This is a genomic window from Vibrio sp. LB10LO1 (genome assembly GCF_010092875.1).
Taxonomy (GTDB): Bacteria; Pseudomonadota; Gammaproteobacteria; order Enterobacterales; family Vibrionaceae; genus Vibrio; species Vibrio campbellii.
In genome coordinates this window covers 30,378-46,394 of sequence record NZ_JAADJW010000007.1, presented here as the reverse complement: position 1 = coordinate 46,394, position 16,017 = coordinate 30,378, and the positions used below count along the sequence as shown (strand labels likewise).

The 16,017-nt window shown below is 46.9% G+C and carries 15 protein-coding genes; 8 read left to right on the top strand and 7 right to left on the bottom strand.

The features are described from left to right. Positions 1–103: 103 nt before the first annotated feature. The 5 genes from GXP65_RS06870 to GXP65_RS06850 all read left to right on the top strand — a co-directional run bounded on the left by GXP65_RS06870 (position 104) and on the right by GXP65_RS06850 (position 3,417). Complete coding sequence (locus tag GXP65_RS06870; protein ID WP_162092361.1) at positions 104–466, top strand: VOC family protein; 363 nt, start codon at positions 104–106, stop codon at positions 464–466. Positions 467–592: 126 nt separating this feature from the next. Next, positions 593–1,108 (top strand): GNAT family N-acetyltransferase, encoded by a 516-nt coding sequence (locus GXP65_RS06865; RefSeq protein WP_162092360.1) that lies wholly within the window; start codon positions 593–595, stop codon positions 1,106–1,108. Positions 1,109–1,127: 19 nt separating this feature from the next. Further along, positions 1,128–1,526 carry an NUDIX domain-containing protein gene (locus tag GXP65_RS06860; protein ID WP_038889712.1) on the top strand — a complete coding sequence of 133 codons (399 nt, stop codon included), beginning with the start codon at positions 1,128–1,130 and terminating at the stop codon, positions 1,524–1,526. Between the two features lie 147 nt (positions 1,527–1,673). Then, positions 1,674–2,837, top strand: coding sequence for a MerR family transcriptional regulator (locus GXP65_RS06855; RefSeq protein WP_162092359.1), 1,164 nt, complete (start codon positions 1,674–1,676; stop codon positions 2,835–2,837). Between the two features lie 7 nt (positions 2,838–2,844). Next, a complete protein-coding gene (locus tag GXP65_RS06850) occupies positions 2,845–3,417 on the top strand; it encodes an N-acetyltransferase (protein WP_162092358.1) in 573 nt (190 codons plus the stop codon). A gap of 58 nt (positions 3,418–3,475) precedes the next feature. Here GXP65_RS06850 and blaCARB read toward each other — a convergent pair whose 3' ends face one another. Continuing rightward, positions 3,476–4,327 carry a CARB/PSE/RTG family carbenicillin-hydrolyzing class A beta-lactamase gene (gene blaCARB / locus GXP65_RS06845; RefSeq protein WP_045372481.1) on the bottom strand — a complete coding sequence of 284 codons (852 nt, stop codon included), beginning with the start codon at positions 4,325–4,327 and terminating at the stop codon, positions 3,476–3,478. Between the two features lie 211 nt (positions 4,328–4,538). Here blaCARB and GXP65_RS06840 point away from each other — a divergent pair, with 211 nt between their 5' ends. Next, complete coding sequence (locus GXP65_RS06840) at positions 4,539–5,870, top strand: ferric reductase-like transmembrane domain-containing protein (protein WP_162092357.1); 1,332 nt, start codon at positions 4,539–4,541, stop codon at positions 5,868–5,870. 110 nt (positions 5,871–5,980) lie between these two features. Next, positions 5,981–6,511 carry an autotransporter domain-containing protein gene (locus tag GXP65_RS06835; RefSeq protein WP_162092356.1) on the top strand — a complete coding sequence of 177 codons (531 nt, stop codon included), beginning with the start codon at positions 5,981–5,983 and terminating at the stop codon, positions 6,509–6,511. 148 nt (positions 6,512–6,659) lie between these two features. Here the strand turns inward: GXP65_RS06835 and GXP65_RS06830 are convergent, their stop codons facing one another. Continuing rightward, a complete protein-coding gene (locus GXP65_RS06830; protein ID WP_047476246.1) occupies positions 6,660–7,568 on the bottom strand; it encodes a LysR family transcriptional regulator in 909 nt (302 codons plus the stop codon). Between the two features lie 151 nt (positions 7,569–7,719). On the opposite strand from GXP65_RS06830, the gene GXP65_RS06825 reads away from it, so the two are divergent. Beyond that, positions 7,720–8,247, top strand: a complete 528-nt coding sequence (locus GXP65_RS06825; RefSeq protein ID WP_005425112.1) for an autotransporter domain-containing protein — start codon at positions 7,720–7,722, stop codon at positions 8,245–8,247. Positions 8,248–8,324: 77 nt separating this feature from the next. Here GXP65_RS06825 and GXP65_RS06820 read toward each other — a convergent pair whose 3' ends face one another. The 5 genes from GXP65_RS06820 to GXP65_RS06800 all read right to left on the bottom strand — a co-directional run bounded on the left by GXP65_RS06820 (position 8,325) and on the right by GXP65_RS06800 (position 15,997). After that, the gene (locus GXP65_RS06820) at positions 8,325–8,891 is read right to left on the bottom strand and encodes a cupredoxin family protein (protein ID WP_005425081.1); all 567 of its coding nucleotides are present in this window, start codon (positions 8,889–8,891) and stop codon (positions 8,325–8,327) included. A gap of 77 nt (positions 8,892–8,968) precedes the next feature. Beyond that, complete coding sequence (locus GXP65_RS06815; RefSeq protein WP_162092355.1) at positions 8,969–12,148, bottom strand: efflux RND transporter permease subunit; 3,180 nt, start codon at positions 12,146–12,148, stop codon at positions 8,969–8,971. A 2-nt stretch (positions 12,149–12,150) separates the two neighbouring features. Next, on the bottom strand, positions 12,151–13,869 hold the full coding sequence (locus tag GXP65_RS06810; RefSeq protein ID WP_162092354.1) for an efflux RND transporter periplasmic adaptor subunit: 1,719 nt from the start codon (positions 13,867–13,869) through the stop codon (positions 12,151–12,153). 164 nt (positions 13,870–14,033) lie between these two features. Continuing rightward, a complete protein-coding gene (locus GXP65_RS06805) occupies positions 14,034–15,425 on the bottom strand; it encodes a TolC family protein (protein ID WP_162092353.1) in 1,392 nt (463 codons plus the stop codon). A gap of 134 nt (positions 15,426–15,559) precedes the next feature. Beyond that, positions 15,560–15,997 (bottom strand): hypothetical protein, encoded by a 438-nt coding sequence (locus tag GXP65_RS06800; RefSeq protein WP_162092352.1) that lies wholly within the window; start codon positions 15,995–15,997, stop codon positions 15,560–15,562. Between the last annotated feature and the right edge of the window lie 20 nt (positions 15,998–16,017).

Sequence of the window (16,017 nt, the reverse complement as noted above, 5' to 3'; positions counted from 1 at the left end):
CCGACAAGTTTGTTATCGCTAAAACGATAGACGTCGCAATCAAGACCACCTTTGACTAAGGTGGTCTTTTTTATGGAAGAAATTCAATCAAATAGGGATTGTTATGATTGATCATTTTGAAATTAAGGTTGTGGATGTTAACGCCTGTGTCGGTTTTTACTCCAAGGTGCTTACCCCTTTGGGCATCGAGCTAAAATGGTCGGACGAAGCAGCGGCAGGCTTTGGATTAGTTGGTGAACCCAATACGCGCTTCCTGATAGAAAAGGGGGCTCAAAGTGCTCCTTGCCACATTGCGTTTAAAGCGAATGACAAGGCTTCCGTCGAGGCCTTTCATAAAGCAGGTATTGAGGCTGGTTTTACTTGTCATGGTGAGCCAGGCTTGCGTGAACACTATACGCCAAATTACTACGCGGCGTTTTTTTATGATCCCGATGGTAACAACATCGAAGCGGTAGTTTATTTATAGGGCGTTAATTATAGGATTATCCAGTGGGTATTTACTGATCGAACGATCGTTAGGTCATTGGTTTTACGATCAAGATAGAAGATAATCGAGCTCCTATTTCATCCCTATAAAAAGAACGAAAATACTATGAAAGTTGTCGTCACAAAGGCACAAAAACAGCACGCTCAAAGCATTACCGAAGTTCTCAATCCCATCATCGAAGAGGGCTTATACACGATTCTCGATACGACCTTTACCCCAGAAGAGGAAGAAGGCTTCATTGAAAGCTTTCCTGAAACGGGCGTGTTCAATGTGGCATTGACTGTAAAAGAGGCGGACGAGGAAGACAGCGCCGTGCTAGGTTTCCAAAACGTAGAGCCTTTCGCCAGTTATACCAAGGCATTCGCACATGTAGGTATTATCGGTACGTTCGTCGATGCCAAGTGCCGTCGACAAGGTGTCGCTTCAGCGTTGTTTACCACCACTTTTGCCGATGCTAAAGCCAAAGGCTACGAAAAGTTGTTTGCTTATGTACGAGAGGACAACCCCAACGCGCTCGCAACCTATCTGAAACACGGCTTTGAAGTGGTCGGTACTGCTAAGAAGCACGCCAAAGTTAACGATCAATATATCAATGAAGTCATGATCGAGAAGTTTCTCTAACGCCTAGAAGGAAAGCAAGATGCACAAGTCTGCAGGTATCATTATTAAAGACGGCGCGTTGTTAGTGCTGCGATCAAAAGGCAAAGACACCTTCTATGCGCCGGGCGGAAAACTAGATAGTGGCGAAACACCAGAGCAAGCGTTATGTCGCGAACTGCAAGAAGAAGTAAGCATTGTCGTTGCGGAAGATGCCTTAACGTTGTTTGGTCGCTTTGAGGCGCCTGCACACGATAAAGACGGCATTACTTTGGTTATGGATGTGTTCTTCGTAAATGATTATTCGGGCGAGGTGGTTGCCAGTAACGAAATTGAAGAATGCCAATGGGTAGATTCTTCAAACGTGGATGACATCGCGATAAGCACAATTTTCCGCAATGAGGTTTTCCCACGCTTGGTTGAGCAAGGGTTAGTGAAGTAGCGGCCTAATCACGAACAAAATACAAAAACGCCCACAATGCGAACGTATTGTGGGCGTTTTACTTTTTGAATCTTTTTCTACAATTCATGTTGACCTGTCTATAACTCTACAGTTTAAGATGCTTTCATCAGCGCTGAGGAAAATTACATGTATCGGATATCGGAACTGGCTGAGATGCTGGGCTTGTCTCGCACCACATTGCTCTATTACGAGAAGATTGAGCTCATCAAAGGGCAACGGTTAAGTAACGGCTACCGCGCGTATAGCGATGCGGATCTGCAACGCTTGCGTTTGATCCAGCAATTGCAGAGCGGTGGACTGACGCTCAAAGAATGTAAAGCCTGTCTGGAAGCGAAAGTGGATCGCCAGTTGATGTTGGAAAGACTCAAACAGCTCGATGAAGAGATTGAGCAAAAGCAGAAGTCGCGCCAGTTGTTGGCGGCATTGCTTGGTGAAACACCGTTAACCGATTGGCATGAATCGTTGGATGAAGTTGCGCCGGATGCGCACTTGAAATGGCTGATGACGCAAGGTTTTAGCGAGAAAGAAGCCCTTCACTTACGTTGGTTATCAAAAGATATGAATACTCACGACGACTACATGGCGGACTTCTTCCGCGTATATGAAGCCCTGGAGTTTTGGGGGCCGGGTTCAGAGCAAGATACGTTGAAAGCGTTGAGTCTATTACCAACTCAACCTGATGAGATATTGGAAATCGGCTGTGGGCAGGGCATTGCGACTCGCACTTTGGCAAAACACGCACATGTCACCGCGGTCGATAATGACGAGCCGTCTTTGCAACGCTTGCAAGGTAAAGCACAAGCTCTTGGCCTAAGTGACAATATCACCACGGTGTGTGCCAGCATGACTGAACTGCCATTCGCCGACGGGACGAGCAACCTAATTTGGGCGGAAGGCAGTGCTTACATCATGGGCGTGGAAAACGCATTCAAAGCATGGCGACCATTGCTTAAAGACGGCGGTATCTTAGTGGTGAGCGATTTGGTTTGGAATACAGACACGCCAAGCGAAGATACGGTGGCATTTTGGCAAAAAGAGTACCTGGATATGGGCAGCGTCGAGAAGCGCATTGCGCAGGCGAAATCAGCAGGCTACCGAGTGTTAGAGACGTTCCCAATTAGCCAACAGGCATGGGATAACTACTACGTTCCTTTAAATGAGCGTGTGCAAAGTTTGAAAGCTGAGATGCCAGCATCACAAGCATTGAAAGACATACAAGTTGAATTAGATATCGTTAAACGCCGTGGTAATGAAGTGGCGTATCAGATGTATATCTTACAAAAAGATTGATAGAAAAATGAACGAAACAACAAATCAAAACACTCAAAAAGCAAACTACACACTTTCTCCTTACGAGGGAGTAATGAGCAGCGAGATGATCGCTTTGTTTACTCAAACCTTTTCTGATTCTGAAGGCGAAGTAGAAGGCAAAACCATCGGCTCGCTCGTCGGCGATTTATTGAGTACGACACCTGAGCGAGAGCTTAAAGGCTTTGTTGCGAAACAAGATGAACGCTTGATTTCAGGCGTGTTGTTTACACCGTTACGCTTTGAGAATGGTGAAGTGGGCTACTTGTTGTCGCCAATGGCAACACTAACAGAGTGCCAAGGTAAAGGCGTAGGACAAGCCCTAATCAACTTTGGCCTTGAGCAACTGAAACAACAAGGCATCGAATTGGTATTTACCTATGGCGACCCTAACTTTTACTCGCGTGTTGGTTTCCAACAAGTGACAGAAGCGCAATTCAAAGCGCCTCATACTTTAAGCTTTCCACATGGTTGGTTAGCACAATCACTTGTTGGTGAGCTGACGCCAGTCCAAGGGACATCCTCTTGCGTGAAAGGTTTGGATAGTCCTGCTTACTGGTAAGGTTACCTGCAATAAAAAACGGAGCTCGAAAGCTCCGTTTTTTAATATCTAGCGAGTGTTAAATAGTATTGTACTCATCCAGTATTAACTGGCTCACTTGAGCGATAACCTGATCGCGCGCCTGCAAGGATAAATCGGTTTCAGTAATGTAAATGCTGATGTAGACCGGTTTATGATTCTCTTTCCAGATCATTGCCGTGATGCCGCGTGATCCAAAGCCCCCTGCACCAGAACGATCGGCAATCGACCAACCCTTTGGTAACACAGAGCGCATCAAAGAATCAGAGACTTTGTTATCCTGCATCCAGATTTTTAATTGAATGCGTGATTCGTAGGATAGCGCATCACCTTCTAACAACGTATGCAGCGTATTTACCATGGCATTAGGTGTTGTGGTGTCTCGCTTGTCGCCCGGGTTCGCCTCGTTCAGTCTTGGTTCAAAACGGTCAAGGCGCGTTGCTTTATCACCGATAGAACGCAAGAACGTAGTGACACCGCGTGGACCCCCAATGCTACGCAAAACAATGTTGGCTGCGGTATTGTCGCTCATCAGCATTGCGGCTTCACAAGCATGTTCAATACGCGTTGTTTGACCTGCCATACGATCCATTACTGGTGACCAAACCACCATATTGCGCTCTTCTACTTTGGCAGTGGCGTTTTTATCGAGCTTTTCATTATCCATGTCACTAAGCATCGTTGCACATGCAAGCGTTTTGAATGTGCTCATCATCGGGAAGCGCTCGTCGCCTCTATAGTCCCAATGTTCATCGGTTTGAGTATCCCAGACAGACACACCGATTCGACCCGAAATATGCTCTTCAATCGCGGAGATGTCTTCATTAAGTTTGGCGGCGTACGTTGCACTCGAACAGGCTAACAATCCAAGTAGCAGAAATAGCTTTTTCATTATTGATTTTCTTAGTGTTATTTATTTCGGTTCACACTCAGGCGAATATAGTCGAACTATAGCGAGTGAATACTCTAATGACTGTTAGATTCTTGTCTTTTTTCTGTAGGAATCTTTGCATACACCAAGCTTTACCCGTTTTTACGCTGATTGACGTTGCTTTACACATGGATAGCTAAAGTAAAGTTGTCAAATAACCGAGTAACCAATCATGAAAACAGTCCGCAATATCATCTGGGTAATGGTCGTCGCGATGTCCATATTATGGTTTGCGATGGAACCGCAGATTTTCTCTTCAACCAATGTCTTTGAATGGCGATCGGCCATGATCCAATATTCAGGGATTCTGTCTCTGATGCTGATGTCAATCACCATGGTTTTGGCGATGCGCCTTACTGTGGTCGAAAACTGGCTACATGGCATGGACAAGGCGTATCGCGTTCATAAATGGTTGGGTATTGGAGCCGTTGCTTCGGGGGTGGCGCATTGGCTTTGGTATCAAATACCTAAGTGGTTGGTGATGTCGGGTGTTTTGGCAAAACCGATAAAACACTCAGGTGCAGGGCCTGCAAGTAACCTCTCTGATATTGAGATTTGGATTAACGGTTTGCGCGATTTTGGTCAAGGTATTGGTGAGTGGGGCTTCTATTTACTATTGGTTTTGCTGGTGGTTTCTTTATGGAGCGCAGTGAAATACAAGCCATTCAAACTCTCTCATCGGTTCATGTCCGTCGCTTACCTCTTGATCGCGATACATTCTGTTTTGCTACTGAAACGTGCGTATTGGGGTGAGCCTGTTTACTATGTCACGATTGCTTTCGCCGTAATTGGTTCGATTGCCGCGCTTTATAGTCTGTTTGGTTTTGTGGGGCGTCGCAACAAACACAAGGCGGTGGTGAGCGAGACACGTTATTTCCCACACGCAGAAGTAATGGAGTTGGTCATAACACCAGATGCGTCTTGGCAAGGCCATAAGGCGGGGCAATTTGCTTACCTGCGATTTGGCGATGAGGATGCTCATCCGTTTACGATTGTATCAAGCACTGAAAGTAGCGAGTTACGCTTCTTAATCAAAGAGCTAGGGGACTTCACCACCGGGCTTTATGAGCGAGTACAACCGGGCGATGCGGTGACAGTAGAAGGCCCTTATGGTCGCTTAGCATTTGATATAGATAAACCTCAAATATGGATCGCGGGGGGCGTGGGGATTGCTTCTTTCTTTGCGGCTTTGGAAGCATTAAAAGCGCAAACGAGTCATCAGAATGTTCATCTATTCTATTGTGATCGCGGTGTAGATGGTCAGTTGGTTGATGAGTTATGGCACCTTGCCCATGAAGCGAAGGTTAAATTATACGTAATTGATACGCTAAAATCGCCACGTTTGAACGCGCAACGTGTGGCTTTGCAGTGTGGTAATTTGAATCAATATGAAATGTACTTCTGTGGACCAGAAGTTTTTTCAAAAGCGCTTAAAAAAGAGTTAGATGCGCATCAATTTAACATTGACCAGAGTTATCATGAAGAGTTATTTATTATGCGCTAAGTGTCATGTTTGTTAGTCGTAAGTTAGCTCAGTGATGAGTTTTTTAAACCTCAATTTCGATATTCAGAAATGGTTAGGGTAATAAGCAAATCCAAACCGAGAGAGTAAAGATGACTATCACATCAAAACGCATTCTAACGCTGACGACTTTAGCGACACTAGCGGCTTCTGGCCAAGCTCTAGCCGAAGGGCGTAATAATTCGATTGAAGCCGGTGCAACATTTGTGGGTGACCACGAGATGTTTGCACTGGGCTACAGCCGTGACGTGGGCAATAACATTGTGACTGGCGGTGGCTTCTTTATTGGTAACGACACTATCGATATGTCTGCAAGTAGCGATCAAGATGCATGGGGTATGTACGCGAATGTTGGTTACCGTTTCGAGATCGCTGAATTCGATATCATTCCTAAAATCGGCTTGAACTACTTCAATGCTGATGTAGACATCAAGAGTGGCGATCACTCTGGCAAGAGCATGAACATCGACAATGTTTACGCATCAATCGGCGGCACGGTTAACTGGCGTATGATTGGTCTAACGGTTGACTACGGTAAGATCAACGATTCAACAGTTAACCCAATTACGAATAAAGAATTTGAAGAAGATGTAGTGCGCGCTACGGTAAGCTTCAACTTCTAACCTTTTTCATCGACCTTTATCTTTTTGTCGTTTTATTGCACACACTGCTTGTTTGCCGCCTGTACCGGGCGGCTTTTTTATTTCTGGTTGTTTTTACACATAGATGGGTCGACGAGCTGATGGTTTAGCGAATAGACCGCTTGAGACGCTATAAGTCGCGCAGAATATCAGACAGGTACTTTTCCAATTTCACAATGGTTGGGTGTTGGTAATAGCCCCTATGAAATTGCAGGCCGATATCGAAGAACATTTGCTTCTTATCCTGAGTCAACGGGACTTTTTTGATCCCTTGCGGCAAAACGGATTCGGGCAGCGCAAAGCAAATCAAAACATAGTTGGTGTTCGTAAGCCAATCTAATGCAGCGTGCACAGAAGGAACCGTTAATCGCCTCGTAAGAGCAAAACCGAGTTGTCGTTTAACCCTTTCATAGTAAATCGCATCATCAAGCGCTCCCATCGAAACGCGTACTAACTTCTCACTTTGTAAAGCCTGAATATCCACTTGGTCTTGATGTGATAAAGGGTTACTTGCTGAGGTGTAGAGGTACAATCCCAGCTCGCCAATTTTTCGTTCAACGACACGCTCGTTCATTACTGACGGGTAGCCGGAAATGCCCACAGCGAGTGAGCCTGCTTTTGGAAACTCGATGCCTTCCAAATTCCAATCCACCATAGAAAAGTCCGCAATATTGTTGTTGTGATCGAGAAGTTCGAGTAGTGGGGTAGTAAGAATTGCACTGAGCGGGTTGGGAACAAAAAAGCGGAATTGAGTGGGTTGAGTTGCTGCTTCCAACACATTGACCTGAGTTTGTGCAGACTCCAGCTGTTCGAGTGGCTCTTCAATAATACTCATCAGTTGGCTGCAAAACAGGGTTGGAACATACAACCCTTTGTTGGCAATGAATAGCTCGTTGCCAAATAGTTCGCGGCAATCGGCTAACTGACGGTTAAACGTTGCTCGACTAATGTCTAGCGTATGGCACACCTTGGGCAACGATTTTTGTTCAAAAACCAGATGTAAAAAGCGGTACAGGTTGAGATCTATCGAGTGTTTCACAAGGTGCCTTAAATTATAAAATTTCGTCGTTGAGTACGACATTGTGTGGCGTTCAAAGGTTCAAATTTGAGCTTCTTAACCTTCAAAAATGCGCATGTAATCCACGTATTCTGATAGTGGCAAATTAACGTATTCACTATCCGGAGGTGTCATGCTTAAAGATCTATTTGGCTTATTCATTTTGGTGCTATTAGTCAGTGCGCCTGTTTTTGCGAAAGAGCAGGACCCATTTGTCGCGGGTGGCGTCACCTTTATGGATGACCATGAGGTCTTAAGTGTGGAAATCGGTGCTGAGGTGTTACCTAACCTTAACTGGTCAATCGGATTTAATGCGCCCTTAGACAGTGGAGAAAAAGAGGAAAATGGAATTTACTCAGCTGAAAAGCAAGTATGGGGGCTGCATACTGCACTGGGGTATGAAATCCGTTTGAGCGACATGCTCGCGATTACGCCGCGTATTGGTGTGAACTACAATGATGTCGAGATCGAGTACTTTAATGAAGAAACCAGCGAACATGTGGAATCTTTAAATCAGAACAACATCACACCAACGCTGGGAGTCAAAGTCGATATTGCTCGCGTTGGTTTGATTGTGGAAGGATACAAAATAGATGAAGATCTGAGCCTTTCAGAAGAAGAGGAAACCGCAATTCGCGTGATGGCGGCTTATAACTTCTGAGTTTCCCCTCACTGTTATTGACTCAAATAGAAAAAAGGAGCTTAACTGTCAGCTCCTTTGTTTCCTCAGGTCATTATTTACAGTTCAATCTTTTTAACCATTCCCGCTTCTGCGTGACCTGGAATGTTACAAGCGAACTCAACCTTGTTGTCTCCGTGGAAGTGCCACAGTAATTGCTTGGCTTTACCCGGCTCAACCGTGACTGCGTTGCCTGAATCGTGCATGTGGTCACCACTCATGTTCTTCATCATTTCACGATGTTCTAGCTGCTCTTTGGCAGAACCGATCGTAAACTCGTGGTTGATTTTACCCGTGTTCATGACTACAAACTGCACCACATCGTTTGGCTCAATCTTGACGTCTTTCTTGAACTTGATCGTCATGTCATCACTCAAGAGTACGTGTACCACTTTATCTGGCTTTGCGCCTTTTGCTGGCATACCTACCGCAGACATGCCTGGCATATCCATCATGTTGGAGTGGTCCATTTTGCTGTGATCCATCTTCATGCTGCCGTGGTCCATGTTTTCATGCTTCATATTGCTATGATCCATATCGCCATGATCCATGTTTGAATGATCCATTTGTGCAAAAGCAGTCGTTGTTGTTAAAGCTAGAGCAAGAGTGATTAGTGTCTTTTTCATCTTTTTTATCCTTGTTTTAATTCATTAATAATTTGGTTGTTTCCCCTCAAAACTGAACGTTTGAGGGGAAGTAGGGATTAAGCGTTGTTGTTTACATCACTAGCTTGTGTGCTAGCTTGGTGATTAGTCGCATTGCTTTGGCGCAACTCACGTTGTTTCCACAGCTTGAAGATGGCTGGCAGTACTAATAGCGTCAGTAGTAGTGCTGATGCCATACCACCAATCATTGGTGCAGCGATACGTTGCATTACTTCTGACCCTGTACCTTCGCCGTACATGATTGGAATAAGGCCAATAATGACCGTTAGTACCGTCATCATTACTGGGCGAACACGTAAGCCTGCACCTTCACGAATGGCATCGGTTAGGTCTTTCGCCTCAAGCTTTTGCTTGCTCTCTTCTGCATCCAGCTTTTTGTAGTGCCACGCTTGGTTAAGGTAGACGAGCATGATGACTCCAATTTCAACCGCGACACCTGCTAGGGCAATAAAGCCGACCCCAACGGCAATCGAGAAGTTGTAGTTGAGGATATGCATGAGCCACAAACCACCGACCATAGCGAGCGGCAGGGTAAGCATGATGATCATCACTTCGCCGACACGACGGAAGCTGAAGTAAAGCAGCAGCATAATGATGGCGATGGTGATTGGTACCACGACACTCAAGCGGTCTTTTGCACGCTCCATGTATTCATATTGACCAGACCAAGCCAGTGAGTAACCCGCAGGAAGATCCAGTTGATCGGCCACGACCTGTTGCGCTTCTACGACGTAAGAACCAAGGTCACGGCCATCGATGTCGACAAATACCCAGCCGTTCGGGCGTGCGTTTTCTGTCTTGATCATTGGAGGGCCGTCTTCGTAACGGATGTCCGCGACATCAGCCAGTGCAATACGAGCGCCATTTGGAGTGACTAACGGCAGGTTTTGCAGTTTAACTACTGAGTCACGGTAGTCTTGTGGGTAACGAACGTTGATTGGGTAACGCTCCAAGCCTTCGATGGTTTCACCCACATTCATGCCGCCCACCGCAGTGGAGATCACTTGCTGAACGTCTTTGATGCTCAAGCCGTAACGTGCTGCGGCACGACGTTTAATGTCGATCGTGACATAGCGACCTCCTGCTACACGTTCTGCATAAACCGATGCGGTGCCTTGTACGCCGTTAAGAATTGGCTCCAACTGAGAACCGATCTTCTCAATCACTTTCAGATCGGGACCGGCGATCTTAATGCCGATAGGGGTTTTGATACCCGTTGCCAGCATGTCGATACGCGTTTTGATCGGCATTACCCAAGCGTTGGTTAATCCTGGGAATTGCACTAGATCATCGAACTCTTTACGCAGTGATTCTGTCGTCACCCCTTCACGCCATTGATCGCGTGGCTTCAACTGGATCACGGTTTCAATCATGGTGAGTGGCGCTGGATCGGTTGCGGTCTCAGCTCGACCAATCTTGCCCCATACCGTCTGTACTTCAGGGACGGTTTTGATCAGCTTATTGGTTTGCTGTAGCAGCTCACGAGCCTTACCAATCGAGATGCCCGGATAGGTTGTTGGCATGTACATTAAGTCACCTTCATCCAGCGGCGGGATGAACTCGCTACCCAGCTTACTGGTTGGGTAATAAGCCGACGCCATTAGACCTAATGCGATAACAATCATGGTCTTAGGGTATTTTAAGCTGGTGTTCAACAGCGGACGGTACAACGCGACCAAGCCGCGGTTAACCGGGTTTTTGTGCTCAGGTAATACCTTACCGCGAATGAAGTAGCCCATAAGTACAGGGACGAGTGTGATTGCCAAACCTGCTGCCGCTGCCATGGCGTACGTCTTAGTGAAGGCAAGTGGCGAGAACATCTTGCCTTCCTGACCTTCTAAGGCGAACACAGGCACGAAGCTTAGAGTAATGATCAGCAATGAGAAGAACAGCGGAGCGCCGACTTCTTCGGCCGCCTTACTGATGACTTGCCATCGGTTTTTATCGGTCAGTGGCGTTCGTTCAATGTGCTTGTGAACGTTTTCGATCATAACGATTGCACCATCCACCATGGCGCCGATGGCAATCGCGATACCACCAAGGGACATAATGTTGGCATTAATACCTTGCCAATGCATCACGATAAACGCAGTGAGAATGCCGACCGGTAGGCTCAGAGCGATAACCAACGAAGAACGAATGTGGAATAAGAACAACGCACACACAATCGCAACGACGATGAACTCTTCTGCGAGCTTCTTCCATAGGTTTTCTACTGCTGCATCAATTAGAGTCGAACGGTCGTAAGTCGCAACAATTTCAACACCTTCTGGTAGGCCGCGCTGTAGGTCTGCAAGCTTGTCTTTTACTTTTGCAATGACTTCACTCGCGTTCTCGCCAAAGCGCATTACGATAACGCCACCAACGGCTTCTCCTTCGCCATTGAGCTCTGAGATACCACGACGCATCTGTGGACCAAGGTTAATGTCTGCGATATCACCTAATAGCAACGGCGTGCCTTTCTCGGTGACTTTTAGAGGCAGTGATTTGATGTCTTCAATGCTGGTTAGGTAACCCGTGGTACGAACCATGTGTTCGGCTTCCGCAACTTCGATAACGGACGCGCCGGTTTCTTGGTTACCGTTTTGGATCGCCATGTTCACTTGTTGCAGAGTGAGGTTGTATGCACGCAGCTTGGCAGGATCAATTTGTACTTGGTACTGCTTAACCATGCCGCCAACGGTCGCGACTTCAGAAACGCCATCAACCGTCTGCAGTTCGTACTTCAAGAACCAGTCTTGCAGGCTACGAAGTTCGGCCAAATCGTGCTTACCGGTTTTGTCTTGTAATACGTAACTGTAAACCCAGCCTACGCCAGTCGCATCAGGACCTAACGTCGGTTTTGCGTTTGGTGGCAGCTTTGGTGCTACTTGGCTTAAGTACTCCAACACGCGCGAACGTGCCCAGTACATGTCGGTATCATCGTTGAAAATGATATAAACGTAAGAGTCACCAAAGAAAGAGTAGCCACGAACTGTCTCAGCACCCGGCACGGCAAGCATGGCGGTGGTGAGTGGGTAAGTAACTTGGTCCTCGACGACTTGAGGAGCCTGACCCGGATAACTTGTCTTGATGATCACTTGCACATCAGAGAGATCCGGAATGGCGTCAACAGGCGTATTCTTTACACTGTAAAGTCCGCCTAATACAAGGGCTAAGGTCGCGACCAACACTAGGAATCGGTTGCTCAGTGACCAACGAATAATAGCATTGATCATAATTAACCCTCGACGGCTGTTGTTGCAGGAACTAACTGTTTAAGAACGTAGTCAGCTCCTTGTTTTTCAACTAGAAACCGAACTTTCTGTCCTTCTTCAAAACCCGATAGATCAACGTCTTCACCCACAGAGAAGTTCATCTCGCCTGCATCCCAGTTCCATTCAGCTACTGGCAGATGGTTTAAAGTGATCATGCCGAAATCAGCCATCAGCATCGTGATGTCACCAGTTAGCCAAACTTCTGCTGCAATGACGCTGTTATCCGCTTTGTAATCAATGATTTGGTACTGACCGGATTCTGTCTTTTGCATTTCAAATTCAATGGCTTGGCCTTTTTTCAAGTCACCCATATCAATGCCATCTGCGAAAGTGAAGTTCATCACCATGCCAGGCCAATCCCACTCTGGTACCGGCTGGTGGTTGATGGTCAGCATACGGTGATTTTCCATTACACCGGTGATTTCACCTTTTGCCCATGCCGTTTCTGCTTCTGGTTCGACACCGTTAATACGAGATAGATCTGCAGATTGGCTAGATTCAGAATCGAGCATGAAGTGCGCAGAGGTGACTATCTTGTCATCTTGCTTCAGACCTTGTAATACCTCGATTTGCTCTCCGGCTTCACGACCGACTTCAATTCGAGCTGAGCGGTATTTGCCTTCTCCCTCAGCCAGAACTACACGAGTCATACCACCGGAACGAATGACGGAGGACTTAGGAATGGTTAATACTGCATCGTCGGTCACGGGTTGCAGGGCAATATTGGCGAACATGTTTGGCTTCAATGCGCCATCTGGATTAGGGAATTTTAGACGCACACGCAACGTACGTGTTTTCGGATCGAGGATTGGGTACACGTAATCGACAACACCTTGCCATTCATTGCCCGGAATCGCGTCAAGGGTCATGGTGGCTTGAGAACCCGCTTTCATCCAGTGCGCTTGACGCTCAAAGACTTCCGCATCAACCCAAACATTGTCCAGTGGGCCAGCACTGATTACCGCTTGTGCAGGGGACAGGTAGCCTCCTTCACGCACGTTTAGGCTTGCAATGACACCGTCAGCCGGTGCTTTAATTTCAATGGTTTGAGAGGCTTTTCCGCTACGTGTGATGGATTTGATTTGACCACGGTCTACACCAAGCGTCACCAAACGCTCTGTCGCACCTTTCACTAAACCGTTGCGACCAGTGCGGTACGCATTCAGCAATTCTTCTTGTGCCTTAACCAACTCTGGTGAATACAGGGTGAAAAGCACATCGCCTTTCTTCACTTTTTCACCGACGGCGTTGATGTAGAGTTTCTCAACCCAACCCGCAACACGTACGTTGGTCTGCCACAACAGACTTTCATCGAAGGCGATATAGCCGACGGTCTCAATGCGCGGTGATAATTTTTCCAGCGTTACTTTTGCTGTCTTTACACCGAGGTTGTTTTCAATGGAAGGGTCGATAGTGATAGTACCCGGTACACTTTTCTCACCAGATAGATCTTCCGCGTAAACCGGAATTAAATCCATGCCCATTGGGGATTTACCCGGCTTGTCGCGTTTATAGTTCGGATCCATTGGGGCAACCCAGTAAAGCGGATCATTAGAGCTTGCAGCAGATTCGCCACCCATCGCACTCATGTCGTGAGCCGAGCCCGTAATAAAATGATTAGCACCAAACCCTAAAGCACCACCAACAATCAGCGCGATGGTTGCAATTTTAAATGTTTTCATTGTTTTACCTTATTTTCCCCTTCACATTTGACGCTACAGCGTTGTTGCCTGCTCTCGTTCACCCAAATCACATAGAAGATCCCTTAGTTTGTTAGGGAAAGTGCTCATGGGATTCTGTCGTTTGCCGCCTAGCTGTAGCCCCAACTGTCTTGGGGAATCACAAATTAATATGTCGAAATAGAGCGAGCTTCCGGTGAAGCCACTTGGTAGTCGAAACCACCGAGCAGGGTGGCTAAATTGCTGTTTGCGATGTTGAGATCGGTCAGCAGACGTTGTTGCTCTAATTGCAGTGCTAACTCGTCAGTCGTGGCAGAAATCACATCGTTAAACTGCGCTGTATTGTTTTGATAACCCCGCTCAACGGCTTGAATGCGCGCTTTCGCTTGAGGCAATAAGGTGGATTGATAACGTTCTAAACGCTGGGTTAAGTTGCCGCGATCAACCAGCAAAGTGTTCACTTTGGCATTCATCTGCGTTAGTAAGGTGTCTTTTTGCGATTGTGCCGCGCCAACTTGATATTGAGCGGCAGCAAGATTGCGGTCTTGGCGGTCCCCTGTGAACAACGGAATGTCCATTGTGAGGTAAGTGCTGACCAAATCAGAGGCAGGCTCACCCATCATGTTGTCAGCTTGACGGTAGGCATACATTACCTCCACACCAAACTGCGGGTTGTAGGCTTGCTCAGCAATTTCTACCTGAGTTTTATTGGCAGAGATGCTGACGTCGGCCATCTTAACCATCGGGTGTTGGCTGAGTTGCTGGTAGTGCTTGGTGGAGTCGATGCTGGAAGCAAGTTTGTTGTTCAGCGTGTCCCAGTTCAATTGATTGCTCGCGTGCAGAGCCTGTTCGTTTGCCAACCAATCTGACCCCAGCCATTCGGAGAGTTGAGAGATAAGACGACGTTGCATTTGTGCGTTGGCTTGCAGTTTCTCATCTAACTTGCTGACTTGAAGTTGGGCGTTGAGCAGGTCTTGCGCTTCACTCTTACCAATCGAATAGTTGGTTTGAATAAAGTTTTCCATCTCCTTCATCAACTTGCGGTTCTCAAGCATGATTTGCTCCGCACGTTGCTGATAACCTAGCTCTAACCACAGTTGAGTCATGCTGTTAGCCACCTCAAGTTCACGAGCGTGAACTTGAAGTCCAAGGCCGTCGGCTTGTTGATTGGCTTTCTTCTGCTGTAAATCAAGCGTAGAGCCACGCTCAAACTGTTGCATTAAACCAACGGAGATGTTGGTCATTGGGTCTTCATCGAATTTGAAGCTGTCGACAGGCAAGCCACCAAAACCCACTTTCAGTTTTGGGTCCATCAAGGTAGAGCTTGCAACGCCCGTTTCACGCATGGCAGCAGATTGCGCTGAGTATTGCTTACGATTGCCATCATTACTTAAAGCGATGTTGATCAGTTGGGCAAGCTTGGTCGTTGAAGCTCGCTCACTTGATGCGGAATTTTGCGCTGCGTGCGTCTCGTTACCTGCGGCGTTAACCAAGGTTGGCGCAGCGACAAGAGCCACCATAAAAATAGGTGCAGCTAAGCGGTATGGTTTGATATCCATAATCTAAATCCAGTGTTCGCCGGATCGATGGAGGTGCGGATTTCATTGCGGGAACAGTAAAGCCTTGTAACCTCATCGTTCAGGCGCATTAAAACAACCTGCGATACACACGCAGGGTCGAATGCTTGACTGACTTAAACTATAGGAGGTCGGTACAGGTCGCGGCTGACGTGTACTACTGGGGAAGCAACTTCAGGAGTAATGGTTGCGCGATAAACGACAGGCATTGGGCTATTGATAGGATTCGGTAGGGGGACGAAAACTATCGTACACGCGGCAGTACAGCAGGTATGAACCATGCCTCCGCCTCCGCCACAGTTCATACTGGTTTCTCTTGCATCGCTATTTTCTGCTACGGAAGCTTCGGACATAGAAACGTCTGTCATGGAGACGTCCATCATGCCAGGCATACCGCAGTGTTCACTTTCACTCATCATAGACGAATGATGTGCCATGCCTTTTGACATCATTTGGATATTCATCAACGGCTCACTGTTCGCCACACTCGATACCAAAAGTACCAGTGTTGTGAAGAGAGTTAACCAGATTGTATGCAGCGACTTTAAGTGCATACCTTTTCCCATGTGTTTGA

Bases quoted from the DNA above. Each gene is read 5' to 3' on its own strand.
- GXP65_RS06865 (WP_162092360.1), top strand. From the start codon at position 593: ATGAAAGTTGTCGTCACAAAGGCACAAAAACAGCACGCTCAAAGCATT.
- GXP65_RS06860 (WP_038889712.1), top strand. From the start codon at position 1,128: ATGCACAAGTCTGCAGGTATCATTATTAAAGACGGCGCGTTGTTAGTG.
- GXP65_RS06800 (WP_162092352.1), bottom strand. From the start codon at position 15,997: ATGCACTTAAAGTCGCTGCATACAATCTGGTTAACTCTCTTCACAACA.
- GXP65_RS06820 (WP_005425081.1), bottom strand. From the start codon at position 8,891: ATGAAAAAGACACTAATCACTCTTGCTCTAGCTTTAACAACAACGACT.
- GXP65_RS06840 (WP_162092357.1), top strand. From the start codon at position 4,539: ATGAAAACAGTCCGCAATATCATCTGGGTAATGGTCGTCGCGATGTCC.
- GXP65_RS06805 (WP_162092353.1), bottom strand. From the start codon at position 15,425: ATGGATATCAAACCATACCGCTTAGCTGCACCTATTTTTATGGTGGCT.
- GXP65_RS06835 (WP_162092356.1), top strand. From the start codon at position 5,981: ATGACTATCACATCAAAACGCATTCTAACGCTGACGACTTTAGCGACA.
- GXP65_RS06825 (WP_005425112.1), top strand. From the start codon at position 7,720: ATGCTTAAAGATCTATTTGGCTTATTCATTTTGGTGCTATTAGTCAGT.
- GXP65_RS06855 (WP_162092359.1), top strand. From the start codon at position 1,674: ATGTATCGGATATCGGAACTGGCTGAGATGCTGGGCTTGTCTCGCACC.
- blaCARB (WP_045372481.1), bottom strand. From the start codon at position 4,327: ATGAAAAAGCTATTTCTGCTACTTGGATTGTTAGCCTGTTCGAGTGCA.
- GXP65_RS06870 (WP_162092361.1), top strand. From the start codon at position 104: ATGATTGATCATTTTGAAATTAAGGTTGTGGATGTTAACGCCTGTGTC.
- GXP65_RS06810 (WP_162092354.1), bottom strand. From the start codon at position 13,869: ATGAAAACATTTAAAATTGCAACCATCGCGCTGATTGTTGGTGGTGCT.
- GXP65_RS06815 (WP_162092355.1), bottom strand. From the start codon at position 12,148: ATGATCAATGCTATTATTCGTTGGTCACTGAGCAACCGATTCCTAGTG.
- GXP65_RS06850 (WP_162092358.1), top strand. From the start codon at position 2,845: ATGAACGAAACAACAAATCAAAACACTCAAAAAGCAAACTACACACTT.